We start from the raw sequence: 14897 nt of genomic DNA, 5'->3' as shown, positions 1-14897 counted from the left end.
GCACACAGTCTGCATCAGGTGGTCAGCCCTGCACTCACTCGTCGATGCCGTGCTCGATCGCGTAGCGCGTGAGCTCGACGCGGTTGCCGAGTTGGAGTTTTCGTAGCGTCGACTGCACGTGGTTCTCGACGGTGCGGTGACTCAAGGTGAGCTTTCGTGCGATCTGCTTGGCGCTCATGCCCTTGGCGACGTAGCGCAACACCTCGGTCTCCCGGTCGGTCAGTACCGGAGCCTGTTCGGGGCGGTCGGGTTCTGCCGACATACGACGGAACTCGCCGAGCACGAGTCCCGCGAGCCCCGGCGTGAACACCGCTTGCCCCGCGGCCGTCTCGCGCACGGCCTCGATCAGTTCCTCCTTCGACGCACTCTTCACCAGATAGCCACTCGCACCGGCCTTCACGGCATCGAGTACGTCGTCGCGCTCATCGGACGCCGACAGCACGAGCACCCGCGTCGCCGGTGAGACCTCGAGCACCGAGGCTGTGGCCTCCGCACCATTGCCGTCGGGCAGCTGCATGTCCATCAACACCACGTCGGGGCGTACCGCTCCCGCTCGACGGCCGGCCGCGCCCACTGAATCGGCCGTCGCCACGATGTCGAATCCCGCGTCGGCGAGATCACGCGCCACCCCGTCCCTCCACATGGGATGGTCGTCGACGACCATCACCCGCAAACCCGCGTCTATCCCTGTCTCGCTCATATCTTCTCCAGAATCACCGTGTCACCCGTGTCACCGGTACGGTCAGTTCCCATTCCGTGCCGATTCCTTCATCCGAGTCGAGTATCGCTGTGCCCCCGAGGGATTCGATTCTTCCGACAATGGATTGCGCGACGCCGAGCCTGCCCTGCCGACGCGCCTCGTCGAGTCTGCCTGCGGCAATGCCGACACCGTCGTCGCGGACGCTGACGACCACCGTGTCGTCGAGGTCCTCGAGGAGCACGAAGGCTCGCGCGCCCGGCCCCGCGTGATGTGCGACGTTGTCGAGCGCGTTGATCACCGCCGCACTGATCTCGCGAGCAGTGGTCGCATCGATCACAACGGGTTCGGCCGGTGCGCTCACCGCGGTCCCATCGCCTCCGGCGGCACGCAGTAGTGCGGTCAGATCCGCGGTGCCGCAGGCCGCTTCCGCCCCGCCGTCGACATCGGTGATCAGGCGCCGCAGCGCGGCCTCCTGGGTCGCGGCGAGCTCGGCGAGTTCCGCTGTCGGGCCGCCGAGCTCGCGACCACGCTTGGAGATGAACGAGAGTACCTGCAGCACACCGTCGTGCACCTCGCGGGAGAGTCGCTCTCGTTCGGCTGCGGCAGCGGCGATCTGCGCCGCAGCGGCGAGCTCCGCGTGCGCCCGCCGGGCGTTGACCGCGGCCAGACCCACCGCGACGCCGGACACGAGCATCACGATGATCGACGCGTTGCGGCCGAAGTTCAGGTCGAGCCAGCCTTTGACGAAGGCGCTCGTGCCACCCACGACGAGACCAGCCGCCAGTCCGACAATGGGTCCCGCGAGCAGGGCTGCCGAGATCACCGCGTTGGTCGCCCACAACGTCGTCGGCCAGGTCTGATTGTTCAGCGCCCATGACTCGCTCGCGACGTACGACGTCGACAACATGAGCCCACACGCGATCACCAGTTCGGCACCGACCCAGTACCAGTTGCGTCCGAAGCCTACGTAGTACGCGACTCCACAGGCCACGGTCCAGACGGTGAGGAACCCGAACAGCACCCACGCGACACCGGGATGCACCAGACCATCGTCGATGGCAATCCGGAACCCCAGCGCGTAGAGATACGACAACAGCCGCAACACCTGCGCCCCGCGCCACAGCGGAGTGACCGGATCACTTCTCATGGCCGCTCGTCGGAGTCCGTTCCACTCGCCTCGTCTTCGCTGCCGCGCTGTTCGTCGGCATCGGGTCGGGTGTGCGAATCGTGGCGCGGCCGTCTCGCGCTTCCGTCGAGTCCACGCTCGACGTCGGCTTCGGCATCGGCAGGCGACACTCCGAGCGCCTCCTCGACGGACAGGCCCGCCGACGCCGTGGCGTCGTCAATACTCTTTGTGTCCCAATGCGGTTCGTCTGGTTGTGCGTAATGAAACGAGCCGTCACCCTCACTCACCGCGAGGTCCCGGTGGCCTGAGAGGTATCGGACCGCGGTGTTGGCGAACGCGATCACCGGTACCGCGAACAGACCGCCGACGATACCGGCGGCGACGATTCCCGCGGCGATCGCGAGAATGACTGCCACCGGATGCAGCCGCACCGACCGGCCGAGCAGGAACGGTTGCAGCACATGGCCTTCGAGCTGCATCACGCCGATGAGGATCGCGAGCACGATCACCGCGGTCAACCAGCCCTGCGTCACGAGCGCGATGACCACGGCCAGCGAGCCGCTGATCAGTGCGCCGACGATCGGGATGAAGGAGAACAGGAAGATCACCGTGGCCAACGGCAGTGCGAGAGGTACACGCAGGATGGCGAGTCCGATACCGATGCACACCGCATCGACCAGCGCCACGATCACGGTCGCCCGGACATACCCGACGAGTGTGCCGAACCCCGCCACACCCGCCGCCGCCACACGGCCCCGCGTACGCCGAGGCACCAATCGACAGCAGAACTCCCAGATCTGGCCGCCTCCATAGAGGAAGAAGATGGCCAGGAACAGCGTCAGCAGCGCTCCCGTGACCAGTTCGGTCGCCGTTGTGGCAGTGGCGAGAGCACCACCCGCCAATTTGGCCTGGTTGTGCTCCATCAACGAGATGATGTTCGACCCGAAGTTGCGCACCTGCGATTCGTCGACTCCGAGCGGGCCGTCGACCAGCCATTGCCGGGTGCGGTCGATGGTCTCGGTGATCTCGGCGGTGAGGGCGGGGAACCCGTGAACGAACGCGCGCCCGACGAACGTCAACACCGTGGCGACCACGCCGAGCGCGAGGAGAAGCATGATGACGACGGCAAGCGAGCGGGGCACGCGCCGCCGGTCGAGCCAGTCGACACCGGGAACGAGGAACGCGGACACCAGGATCGCCAGCGCCACCGGCACCAGCACCTGCTCGAATTCGAGGAAGATCCGCATGAGCAGATAGCACCCGAACAGGATGAGCACGACGCGCCACGTCCACTCGGCGGTGGCACGAACGAACGGGTGGACCTTGGACCGATCCACGTCCGACAGTGGCCGGTGCGACGCACGCGCGCCTGCATCCTCGGGATATCCGTCGTGCGTTTGGGCGGCATGGTCCACGGAAGTCACATTAGCTGTCGTTACCCTTGGCCGTATGACGTCGGATACACCGGCGGTCCACGGCACCGTCACGCGCTCTCGCTTCTGGTGGGTTCGGTGGCTGCTCCTGGTGATCGTGGTGATCATCCTGGCTGTCGAGATCGTGCTGATCTGGCCGAAACTCGAAGAGGCTGCGCACCGGATCGGCGATCTCGACTGGGTCTGGCTTGTCGCCTGCGTCGTCGCCGCGCTGCTCTCGATGGACAGCTTCGCACAGGTACAGCGCGCGCTGCTGCGCTCGGCAGGGGTCCGGGTCTCCGAGTGGAAGTCGCTGTCGGTGGTCCTCGCCGCGAACTCCGTCAGTCAGACACTGCCCGGCGGACAGGTCCTCGCACCCGCCTTCACCTATCGCGAGACACGGAAGTGGGGCGCGACGCCCGTCGTCGCGTCCTGGCAGGTGGTCATGTCCGGGCTGCTCGCCGGGATCGGTCTGGCAGTCCTCGGATTCGGCGGCGCGTTGCTCGCGGGCGCCAAGACCAGCCCGTTCTCGGTGTTCTTCTCCGCGGCCGGGTTCATCGCCGTCGCCGTCGTGCTGCAGTACCTCGCGAGCCATCCGGAGTCGTTGCGGTCCACCGGCGAGCGCGTGCTCGGCTGGATCAACCAGGTGCGCAGCAAACCGTCGGATCACGGGATGACCCGGTTGATCGAAACGCTCGAGCAGTTGCGCGCCGTCCAGCTGACACGACGCGACACCAGCGTCGCCTTCGGCTGGAGTCTCTTCAACTGGGTTGCCGACGTCGCCTGTCTGATGTTCGCGTGCTGGGCGGTCGGGGCACACCCGAGTATCTCGGGTCTGATGGTCGCGTATGCGGCAGGCAAGGCCGTCGGCACCGCCATCCCTTTGCTGCCAGGCGGTATCGGGGTGGTAGACGCCGTACTCGTACCCGCTTTGACCAGCGCGGGGATGCCCGCCGCCGACGCTCTGACTGCGGTACTGGTCTACCGCATCGTCAGCTACATCCTGATCGCCGCGATCGGCTGGATCGTCATCTTCTTCCTGTTCAAATCGCGCATTCGCCCCGACGATTCGATCGGCGCGGAGATCGATCGCGACGTCGAGTCAGGCGATTTCGTTCCGGACCCCGAGTCCGGCCAGCCGAACTCGGAGATCATGCCGGGTTCGGGCACGCAGAAGAATCCGGATCCGCACAAGCGCCCGGGCTCCGATCCGCCGGCATCGTGACACCCCATTCCCGCAGTGAGACATACCCGCAGTGAGACCCCATACCCGCGAGACGTCGACGCCCCGCGGTCGCGCTACCGTGGATACCCATGTCGAAGTCTGACGTGAGCGATCCGACCAGCAGTCGGCCCGCGGCGACGTTCCCACTCGGCGCGGCAGCGCTGTGCGACGTCGTCGCCGTCGTCGTGTTCGTGCTGATCGGCAGGGCAAATCACCACGACGGTTTCGCGCTGATCGGGGTACTGCAGACACTGTGGCCGTTCCTCATCGGCGCCGCGGCGGGCTGGTCCATCGCCTACGTCTACTCACATATCGGCTCGAGCGAATGGTTCGGCAGCGACTTCCGGCCTGCGCGCATCGTGCCTGCGGGTCTGGTGATCTGGGTGTGTACCGTCGCGATCGGGATGGTGCTGCGCTATCTCCTGCACCAGGGTGTCGCGCTGAGCTTCATCATCGTCGCGACCATCGCGCTCGGCGTGTTCCTCCTGGGCTGGCGCGCGATCGTCGCCTACGCGATGCGGAAGTATTTCTGAGCGACCTGCAGCGCGGCGGTCCCCGACTTCTCCCCTTCGGTGTAGATCACGATGACCTTGCCGCCCTGGATTCCGACGAACCAGCCCGGTCCCTGCGGCCCATTCGTCCCGACGAGCGCCTTGAGACCGGGCGCCCGCGTCAGATCGCTGGCGTCGCCGGTCTTGGCGGTCGTCGTCATCGCGGCGAGAATCGGCGCACTGACCGACGTGTCGATCGGGCCGAGTGAGCCGCCGTCGACCTTGGTCTTGGCTCCCGTGATCACAGCGGGTGCGACCGAACTCTGATCGCCGGCCTGTGCCCGCGCCATCGACACCCCGAAAGCGGCCATGTTCAGCATCGTCGCGGTGGCCGCCTGTGGGCGGTAATCGATGGTCGCGACACCGGGCTTCGGCGGCGTGGGGGTGGACGCTCCCGGAACTGTGAACGTGACACCGAGTCCGAGTCGGTCGAGCGCCGTGTCCGCCGACTCCTTGTTCGACGCCTGCCCCGACGACGTGGCCTTGTCGACGGAGGAGAATACGGGATCGAGTGTCGCTCCGACCGGATACGCCTGGTCGACGCTGTTCCCGCGCTCGGCGGCGTAGTCGTTCTGCGCGAGGCCGAGAATCCGCCCCGTGCCGGCGTCGAGGGCCATGATGGTGGCGGGCTGCCCCACCTCGACGGCAGCATCACCGAGCGTCAACTGCACCTGCTGATTGATCGACGTCGCGACGTCGGGGCCCGCGGGGCCCTGCTCGCCTGCGAGCTTGCGCGGCTTGAGGCCGGGGCCGACCATCTGCACCTGCCAGCCGGCGGTCGCGTCGCGGATCGCCTGCCAATAGTTGGTGAGCGCGGGCTCGAGCGGCGACGACAGCCGACGGTCGGCCATCACCAGCATTCCCGTCTTGTTGATCGACACCCCGGGGATCTTCGCCGGATTACTGGTCATCACTCCCATGTCGGGGTCGCGCAGCGTGACCGCGACGATGGGTTTGCCCGGCGTGGCGGCGATCTTCGCATTGATCACCTCGGGTGTGATCAGCGGCGCGATGGGCGCCAGCGTCCGCGACAGTGCACGCACCGAAGCGCTCAGATCCCTGGTCTTGGACGGATCGAGAACGATTTCGTTGACCGGCGCCAAGACCATGAACGGCTTGCCGCTCACGCTGTTGACCGTCGGGGCAGGAGTGGCATCCGTGCGGATCTCGCGCAGGTTGCCACCGACAGGCAGCCCCTGTGCGATCACGCTGGGGTCCCACGTGATCTTCCAGCCCGAACTCAGGTGCCTCGCCGTGCCGGAGGTCGAGGACTCGAAGGACCGGTTCTTGTCCCATCGCCACGTGGTCTTCAGGTTGAACGACGCAGTACCGTCGCTGTACTCCTCCGGCTTGTCGACGTCGACGTCGATCGAGTCGGGATTCATCGCCGTGACCGTCTGTGACAATGCGTCGGCCGCTTGACCGGGGGCAGTGGTGTACGACGCGGCCGCAGCCGCATCCTTCCTGCTCAACGCACTGGCGAACTCGTCAACCGCCGCTGCGGCACCCGTATCAGGACCACTGGACAGCATCCGCCAGGTCACGAAACCCCCGGCACCGACGAGAACCACGCAGGCAACGAGAGCCACCCACCGCAAGCAATACTTCATAGTCCCATTTTTCACTCTAGTCACACGAGTTACATCACTCCCCTGCTTCCAGTCAGAACTCGGAGTCGTCACGATCTCATCTCGGCCGCCCGCGGCCCCTCTGTCCCGGCCGCCTGCGGCCCGCCCGCCTCCGCCGCCCGCGACTGCCTTGTCAGAGGCGTCGATCAGCGACTTCGCGGCGTCGGAATCGATCAGCTTCTCGCTGTCGGAATCGTCGACCCGTTTGACGGTGTCGACACGGTGGCCTGAACCCTCCGACGCGCCGGGGCCGACCTCAGCAGCGGCGCGGTGCCGGCCTGAACTCCGCAAACGAGACGATGTCCATAATGGGTCATGGTCTTCACGGTGTTCCGGGCCGGAATCCGGGAGGTGACGTCGACCGATTGGCTGACCTCCCGTCACTCGTTCTCATTCGGCGATCACTACGATCCATCAAACACCCATCATGGACTTCTCATTGCATCCAATGAAGAAGTTTTACTACCTGGACATGGATTCGACGCGCACCATCATTCGGATTCCGAGATCGTCACATGGGTGGTCTCCGGCACACTTGTCCACACCGACTCCGCAGGTCACACCGGGGTCGTCTACCCCGGGCTCGCCCAACGGATGAGCGCGGGTTCGGGCATCGAGCACACCGAGCGCAACGACCCGTGGCCCGACCTGCCCGGATCGGGGACCGAGCCGGTCCACTACGTACAGATGTGGGTCGTGCCCGACGAGTACGGAATCTCACCGTCGTACGAGCAGCGCGACATCTCCTCCCGGCTCGCCGAGGGCGGCCTCGTCGCCGTGGCCTCGGGCGACGATTCCGTCGACGCCGCGATCCGTATACACAATCGTGCCGCGACCCTGTTCGCCGCTCGGATCGCGCCGGGAACCTCGATCGACATCCCCGACGCCAGGTTCACCCACCTCCTCGTCGTCGACGGCACAGCCACACTCACAACCCGACACGGCTCCGGCTCCGGCTCCGAGTCCGAGGACCCCGACGTCTCGCTCGGTGCGGGCGACGCCGCCCGGGGCGTCGACACTTCCGGATCGTCGCTGCGTTCCGATTCCGGCGCGGAGGCCCTGATCTGGGTCATGGACAAGTCCCTCGGAGAAGCCTGACGCGACTGACGGCCACGGCACGGCGTGACAGGATGGAAGCCGTGACTGCTTCGAAGACCGATTCCCTCCCCTCCGGCATCGACCTCGAGTGGGTCGACGACGCCGTCCGCGTTCAGGACGACCTGTTCTCCCACGTCAACGGCAAGTGGCTCAAGACCCACGAGATCCCCGACGACCGTTCGGTCGACGGCGCTTTTCACGTGCTGCGCGACCGCGCGGAGGAGAACGTCCGCGACATCATCACCGAATGCGCCGAGGCGGATCCGCCCAGCGGGTCCGACGCCCAGAAGATCGGCGACCTCTTCGGTTCGTTCATGGACACCGACCACATCGAGGCCCTCGGGATCGGCCCGATCCGCGGCGAGATCGAGGCGATCGAGGCCATCACGTCGACCGACGGGCTGTCCAAGCAGATAGGTCGTCTGCAGCGGCACGGCGTCGGCGGGCTGTTCGGCTTCTATGTCGACACCGACGCCAAGCGCTCCGACCGTTACCTCGTACACATCGTGCAGTCGGGTCTTGGGCTACCCGACGAGTCGTACTACCGCGACGAGACCCATGCACAGACACGTGAGGCCTACCGCGATCACATCTCACGCATGTTCTCGCTCGCCGGCTACGACGATGCGGACGAGCGCGCCGCGACCGTCCTCAACCTCGAGACCGCCATCGCGGGCCATCACTGGGACGTTGTTCGACGACGCGACGCCGACCTCACCTACAACCTCTTCTCGCTCGGCGAATTCGACTCACTCGCTTCGGGTTTCAACGTCCATGAGTGGTTCGGCGGACTGGGCACCGTCGGCGACGTCACCTTCGCCGAGGTCGTCGTCGGTCAACCGTCGTTCGTCGACGACGCAACCACACTGTTCACCGAGTCGCCGCTCGACCACTGGAAGACGTGGCTGACGTGGCGTCTGCTGCACTCGGCCGCGCCCTACCTGTCGTCGAAGTTCGTCGATGAGAACTTCGCGTTCTACGGCCGCACCCTCACCGGGGCCGAGACGATCCGCGACCGCTGGAAGCGTGGAGTCGGATTCGTCGAGGGTGCAATGGGTTTCGCGGTCGGCAAACTCTACGTCGAGAAGCACTTCCCGCCCGAGGCGAAGGCTCGGATGGACGAGCTCATCGCCAACCTGGTTGCGGCCTACCGCCAGAACATCTCCGACCTCCCGTGGATGACGCCGTCCACCCGTGAACGCGCACTGGTCAAACTCGACAAGTTCACGCCGAAGATCGGCTACCCGGCGCAGTGGCGCGATTACAGCGCACTGGCAGTAGACCGCGGCGATCTCATCGGAAACTACGCCCGCGCAGCGTCATTCGAGAACGAACGTGAGTTCGCCAAGATCGGCTCCCCGGTCGACCGCGACGAGTGGTTCATGACACCGCAGACGGTCAACGCCTACTACAACCCAGGAATGAACGAGATCGTCTTCCCGGCGGCGATCCTGCAGCCGCCGTTCTTCGATCCCGACGCCGACGACGCCGCCAACTACGGCGGTATCGGCGCGGTGATCGGGCACGAGATCGGACACGGATTCGACGACCAGGGCGCAAAGTACGACGGCGACGGCAACCTCGTCGACTGGTGGAGCGACGCCGACCGTACCGAATTCGCCAAGCGCACAAGGGCGTTGATCGAACAGTACAGCAAGTTCACACCCGAGGGCCTCGACGAGAAGTACAAGGTCAACGGCGACTTCACCATCGGAGAGAACATCGGCGACCTCGGTGGCCTCTCGATCGCACTCGTCGCCTATCGTCTCGCCACCGAGGGCGTCGAACCGCCGACCATCGACGGGCTCACCGGCATCCAGCGGGTCTTCTACAGCTGGGCGCAGATCTGGCGCACCAAGACCCGCGACGCCGAGGCGATCCGTCGACTCTCCATCGACCCGCACTCACCACCCGAATTCCGTTGCAACGGCGTGGTTCGCAACATCGATGCCTTCTACGACGCGTTCGACGTCGCGCAGGGCGATGCACTCTTCCTTCCGGACACAGACCGTGTCCGGATCTGGTAGCCGACCACCCGGCGAGCGCATTCGCGCTCCGCTCAGTGGCCGACGCCTCGCGAGCGCACTGATCCGTCCGGCGCTCGCGGGGTGCGTCCTGCTGGTCGGCTACTTCCTCCTGCCACTCGACCACACGAGCGACTTCAAGATGATCGGGTTCGTGATCGACGCTCTGCTGCTGATCGCGTTCTGCGGCTGGGAAATTCGTCACTTCATCCGCTCTCCGTATCCGATCGCGACCGCTCTCGAGATGCTGGCTGCGCTTGCGACGTTCTACATCGTCGCGTTTGCCACCACCTACTTCTTGATTTCCGAGTACGGCGTCGACAGTTTCAACATGAGGCTGACAAGGATCGACGCACTCTATTTCAGCCTGACGGTGTTCACCACAACCGGATTCGGCGACATAGCCCCGGCATCGCAGGCCGCACGTGTCGTCGTCTCGGTCCAGATGGCGAGTGCTTTCGTCCTGATCGCGCTGGGCATCCATTTCCTCACGCTGCTCATCTCCGCGCGACGCAACACAGTTGACTGATCGTCGGCATGTGCAACGGTCGGCCCGTATCCCATCCAGGAACGTCGACGCACCGAAGACCCTCTCGGAGGCGAACCGATACGACGATCCTCTCGCCTCCCGACCCCGGCAAATCCGACGTGCAAGGATGTGGACATGACGAGTAAGCAGCGGACCGCGTCGTCGACTCATCGTCTCCGTTGGCTCATCCCGGCGTTGGGAATCCTCGCGTGGATCGTGCTCGGCTCCTTCACCGGTCCGTTCGCGGGCAAGCTCGCCTCGGTGTCGACCAACGACAACACGGCCTTCCTGCCCGCCTCCGCGGAGTCGACACAGGTCAACGACGAGCTCGCGAAGTTCCAGGACACCAGCTACGTCCCGGCCATCGTCATCGCCGAGCGGTCGTCGGGTTGCACCGACGCCGACGCGACGTACCTCGCCGACATCACCAAGCCGCTCGCGGGTACAGAGGGTTTCGGCCAGGCGTTCTCTCCCGCCATTCGCTCGTCCGACGGCCAGGCCGCAGAACTCGTCGTGCCGATCTCCACCAAGGGTGAGCCGTCCGACACCGTCGAAAAGCTCCGTGACGCGCTGGCCAACCCGCCCAATGGCCTGAGCGTCTACGTAACCGGCCCGGGCGGTCAGATCGCCGACCTCGGCGAGGCATTCGCGGGTATCGACGGACTGCTGCTCCTGGTCGCCGGCGCGGTGGTGATCGTCATCCTCATCATCGTCTACCGGAGTCCCATCCTCCCGTTCGTCGTGATCATCTCGGCGGTCTTCGCTCTCGGACTCGCGTCGGGTGCTGTCTACTTCCTGACGAAACAGGGTGCGTTCGAGCTCAACGGGCAGAGCCAGGGCATCCTGTTCATCCTCGTGTTCGGCGCTGCCACCGACTACGCCCTACTACTCGTGTCGCGCTTCCGTGAGGAACTGACGCAGACCGCCGACAAATACCGCGCGATCAAGGTCGCGTGGCGAGCGACCATCGAGCCGGTCGCCGCGTCGGCGGGCACCGTCATCCTCGGTGTGCTGTGCCTGCTGTTCTCCGACCTCAACTCCAATCGCAGCCTCGGTCCGGTCGCCGCGATCGGCATCGTGGCGTCATTCCTTGCCTCGATGACGTTCCTGCCCGCGGTTCTCGCACTGCTCGGTCGGGCGGCGTTCTGGCCGGTCCGTCCCCGCCTTGAGCAACCGACGACGACGTCGACCGACACGGCTGACGGGGCTGACGGGGCGACCGACATGGCCGGCACGGGCACCCAGAACTCGACTCATCGCTTCTGGCACGCCATCGCGGAGAAGGTCGCCGCCCGACCCCGCGTGATCTGGGCCTCCACCCTGATCGTGCTGCTCATCGGTGCCGCATTCGCGCCGATGTTCAAGTCAGACGGCATCGCACAGACCGACTTCTTCCTCGGCAGCGTCGAATCGGTCGAAGGCGCCGACGTCCAGGCTCGTCACTTCGACGCCGGTAGCGGTTCGCCGACCTGGATCATCGCCGACGCCCCACAGTCCACCGCTGTCCTCGACGCCGTGCGGTCCGTCGACGGCGTCGCCGAAGCGCAGTTCTACACCGCGAGCCAGAACCCGATGGCCGACCAGGCTCCCCTCGTCCGCGACAACCGCGTCGCCATCCAGGCGACGTTGACCGACAATGCGGATTCGCTCGCCGCACAGGACACCGTCGTCCGCATCCGTGAGCGCGTCCACCCCATCGCCGACGCGAACGCAACCGTCGGCGGGACCACGGCCACCGACCTCGACACCAGGACAACCGCACAGCACGACCGCAACCTGATCATCCCGATCGTTCTGCTCGTGGTCCTCGCGGTGCTGATCCTGCTGCTGCGGAGCATCGTGGCCCCGGTGATTCTTCTCGGCACCACCGTGTTGTCGTTCGCGACGACGCTCGGTGTCGCGGCTCTGCTGTTCAACGGGCCGTTCGGCTTCCCCGGGGCCGACCCCGTCGTACCGCTGTTCGCGTTCGTGTTCCTGGTGGCTTTGGGCATCGACTACAACATCTTCTTGATGACCCGGGTGCGAGAGGAGTCGAAGAGACACGGCACGCGTGACGGGGTGATCCGCGGCCTCACCGCTACCGGAGGTGTCATCACCTCCGCTGGCGTCGTGCTCGCCGCGACGTTCGCGTCGCTGGCGGTGATCCCGTTGCTGTTCCTCGCCCAGGTGGCCTTCCTCGTGGCGTTCGGTGTCCTCATCGACACACTCATCGTCCGCACGCTGTTGGTACCCGCCCTCTCCATCGACATCGGCCGGTGGATCTGGTGGCCGAGCGCCCTGTCCCGCAAGCACGATCCCGACACCGGGAAGACCGACACCGGGACGACCGCGGCGTCCGACGACGCGGTGGCGCAAGTGACGCACGAGTAACCTGAGAGTTCGCCGAAATGAACCGATTTCGGTCGATCGCGGGGCTAACGTCAGTTCATGAGTCCCGAACGATCCTTGATCGGTGCGTCATGACTCTCGCCGACCACCAACCCGTCACTCGTCAGGATTTCGCGTCCCTGCGACGCGGCGGCCTCAACTGGCAGTCACTGCCGTTGCGTCTGTTCATGAAGGGCAACGCGCGGTTCTGGGATCCCACTGCCATCGACATGACCCGCGACGCTGCCGACTGGTACGAACTCGACGCAGAGCAGCAACGCAGTGCGACGTTCCTCGTCGCCCAGTTCGTGGCGGGCGAGGAAGCGGTCACGCAGGACATCCAGCCCTTCATGAAGGCCATGGCCGCCGAAGGCCGGTTCGGCGATGAGATGTACCTGTCGCAGTTCTGCTTTGAAGAGGCCAAGCACACCGAGGTCTTCCGCCTCTGGATGGATGCCGTCGGCCTGACCGACGACCTCAATCCCTACGTCGCCGAGAACCCTTACTATCGCCAGCTCTTCTACGAGGAGCTCCCCGATTCACTGCACCGACTCGACACCGATCCGTCGCCGCTCAACCAGGTGCGCGCCAGTGTCACCTACAACCACGTCATCGAGGGATCGCTGGCACTCACCGGCTACTACGCATGGCAGCGAATCTGCACACAGCGCGGAATCCTCCCCGGCATGCAGCGGATCATCAAGTTCATCGGCGACGACGAACGCCGCCACATGGCCTGGGGCACCTTCACCTGCCGCCGCCACGTCGCCGCCGACGACAGCCTCTGGGAGGCGATCGGCGTCCGGATGGGCGAACTGATGCCCCTCGCGCTCGGCATGATCGAGTGGGTCAACGCCCAGTTCGACGAACCGCCGTTCGGCATCGACAACTCCGAGTTCCTCTCCTACGCCGCCGACCGGGCGCAGCGTCGACTCAGCGCCATCGAGTCCGCGCGTGGCCGGCCGGTCGAGGAGATCGACCTCGACGTCTCGCCGGAACTTCTCGAGGAACGCTTCGGCGAGGAGGACGCCGAAGCGCTCGGCACCTGACCTTCCGCCTCGAGTCCGTTCGTGTGGCCCCGCGCTGTCACCAGTCGCGTGCGGATCAGATGGGGCGACGATGACTAAGCATGCTCTGCCGCCAGGTCCAGGGCGATATCGGCGATGAGGTCTTCCTGTCCGCCGATCAAGCCCCGTCGGCCGACTGCCATAAGGATGTCACGGGTGTCCAATCCGTACCTCTCGGCTGCAGTTTCGGCATGGCGAAGGAAGCTGGAATAGGCGCCCGCGTAGCCTAGCGTGAGTGTTTCGCGGTCAACCCGGACTGGGCGATCTTGAAGCGGTCGAACAATGTCGTCGGCTGCATCCTGCAAAGCGAAGAGTTCGCAACCCTGTTTCCACCCGTTGAGTTCAGCGACGGCGATAAAGGCTTCGATCGGGCAGTTGCCCGCGCCCGCACCGTGCCCTGCGAGCGACGCGTCGACGCGAATCGCTCCTTCCTCTACTGCGACCACGCTGTTGGCCACCGCCAAAGACAGATTCTGGTGGGCATGGATCCCGACCTGGGTTGTGTCGTCTAGCACGTCGCGATATGCGCGAACCCGGTCACGAATGCCGTCCATGGTCAGCCGTCCGCCCGAGTCGACGACGTAAACGCACTGTGCTCCAAACGATTCCATGAGCCTCGCTTGTTCGGCTAGAGTGGCGGGCTCTGCAAGGTGAGACATCATGAGGAAGCCACACACATCCATGCCCAGTTCGCGCGCAGTAGAGATGTGCTGTGCGGCGACATCGGCTTCAGTGCAATGCGTCGCAATTCGAATCGATTCAACACCCAGTTCGTGGGCGCGAGCCAGTTCGGCGACCGTCCCGACACCCGGCAGCAGTAGCGCGGTGAGAGTTGCCCGGTTCACGACTTCGGCAGCAGCAGCGATCCACTCCCAATCGGTATTGCTGCCAACACCATAGGTGAGGCTGTGTCCGGCAAGTCCGTCCCCGTGTGTGACCTCGATGGCGTCAACGCCGGCTGCGTCGAGAGCACGGGCGACCTTGGCGACTTGCTCAGGAGTGATGCGATGGCGGGTGGCATGCATCCCGTCACGCAAGGTGACGTCTTGAATGTAGAGCGGCGCGCCTTCAGCCACTGTCGGGCGAGCTGTGTGAGTAGTCATGAGGTGGGCTCCAGTTCGAATCGTCCTGCAAGCCGTTCGGCCACTTGAAGGGCCGCGGACGTCATAA

General features: G+C 65.4%; 12 protein-coding genes. 7 read left to right on the top strand and 5 right to left on the bottom strand.

Going from position 1 to position 14897, the window contains the following annotated elements:
- Positions 1–34: 34 nt before the first annotated feature.
- The 3 genes from GOACH_RS18910 to GOACH_RS18900 are packed head-to-tail and all read right to left on the bottom strand — an operon-like array spanning position 35 to position 3172.
- Complete coding sequence (locus tag GOACH_RS18910; protein ID WP_005178300.1) at positions 35–700, bottom strand: response regulator; 666 nt, start codon at positions 698–700, stop codon at positions 35–37.
- Positions 701–713: 13 nt separating this feature from the next.
- Positions 714–1847 carry a MacS family sensor histidine kinase gene (gene macS, locus GOACH_RS18905; RefSeq protein ID WP_005178298.1) on the bottom strand — a complete coding sequence of 378 codons (1134 nt, stop codon included), beginning with the start codon at positions 1845–1847 and terminating at the stop codon, positions 714–716.
- Entirely contained in the window at positions 1844–3172 is a 1329-nt protein-coding gene (locus GOACH_RS18900) for an AI-2E family transporter (protein WP_040519137.1), read from the bottom strand. Before GOACH_RS18900 ends, macS begins: the two co-directional genes overlap by 4 nt.
- 103 nt (positions 3173–3275) lie before the next feature.
- Between GOACH_RS18900 and GOACH_RS18895 the strand changes: the two genes are divergently transcribed.
- Entirely contained in the window at positions 3276–4463 is a 1188-nt protein-coding gene (locus GOACH_RS18895) for a lysylphosphatidylglycerol synthase transmembrane domain-containing protein (protein WP_005178296.1), read from the top strand.
- Positions 4464–4552: 89 nt separating this feature from the next.
- On the top strand, positions 4553–4996 hold the full coding sequence (locus tag GOACH_RS18890; protein ID WP_005178295.1) for a DUF3054 domain-containing protein: 444 nt from the start codon (positions 4553–4555) through the stop codon (positions 4994–4996).
- Here GOACH_RS18890 and GOACH_RS18885 read toward each other — a convergent pair.
- Positions 4972–6624: an NTF2-like N-terminal transpeptidase domain-containing protein gene (locus GOACH_RS18885; protein ID WP_083859108.1), complete on the bottom strand. Its 1653-nt coding sequence runs from the start codon at positions 6622–6624 to the stop codon at positions 4972–4974. The two genes, GOACH_RS18890 and GOACH_RS18885, sit on opposite strands and share 25 nt — an antisense overlap.
- 333 nt (positions 6625–6957) lie before the next feature.
- Here GOACH_RS18885 and GOACH_RS18880 point away from each other — a divergent pair, with 333 nt between their 5' ends.
- From GOACH_RS18880 to GOACH_RS18860, 5 genes are all read left to right on the top strand, one after another.
- On the top strand, positions 6958–7740 hold the full coding sequence (locus tag GOACH_RS18880) for a pirin family protein (RefSeq protein WP_005178292.1): 783 nt from the start codon (positions 6958–6960) through the stop codon (positions 7738–7740).
- Positions 7741–7772: 32 nt separating this feature from the next.
- On the top strand, positions 7773–9767 hold the full coding sequence (locus GOACH_RS18875; protein WP_040519134.1) for a M13 family metallopeptidase: 1995 nt from the start codon (positions 7773–7775) through the stop codon (positions 9765–9767).
- Positions 9751–10293: a potassium channel family protein gene (locus GOACH_RS18870; RefSeq protein ID WP_005178290.1), complete on the top strand. Its 543-nt coding sequence runs from the start codon at positions 9751–9753 to the stop codon at positions 10291–10293. Before GOACH_RS18875 ends, GOACH_RS18870 begins: the two co-directional genes overlap by 17 nt.
- 135 nt (positions 10294–10428) lie before the next feature.
- Entirely contained in the window at positions 10429–12663 is a 2235-nt protein-coding gene (locus GOACH_RS18865) for an MMPL family transporter (protein ID WP_005178289.1), read from the top strand.
- A gap of 89 nt (positions 12664–12752) precedes the next feature.
- Complete coding sequence (locus tag GOACH_RS18860) at positions 12753–13709, top strand: R2-like ligand-binding oxidase (protein WP_005178287.1); 957 nt, start codon at positions 12753–12755, stop codon at positions 13707–13709.
- A 74-nt stretch (positions 13710–13783) separates the two neighbouring features.
- Here GOACH_RS18860 and dmpG read toward each other — a convergent pair whose 3' ends face one another.
- Entirely contained in the window at positions 13784–14830 is a 1047-nt protein-coding gene (gene dmpG / locus GOACH_RS18855; RefSeq protein WP_005178286.1) for a 4-hydroxy-2-oxovalerate aldolase, read from the bottom strand.
- Between the last annotated feature and the right edge of the window lie 67 nt (positions 14831–14897).

It is taken from the genome of Gordonia aichiensis NBRC 108223 (assembly GCF_000332975.1).
GTDB lineage: Bacteria > Actinomycetota > Actinomycetes > Mycobacteriales > Mycobacteriaceae > Gordonia > Gordonia aichiensis.
Note: the sequence above shows the minus strand (reverse complement) of the source record. Positions and strands in the feature narration are given on the sequence as shown.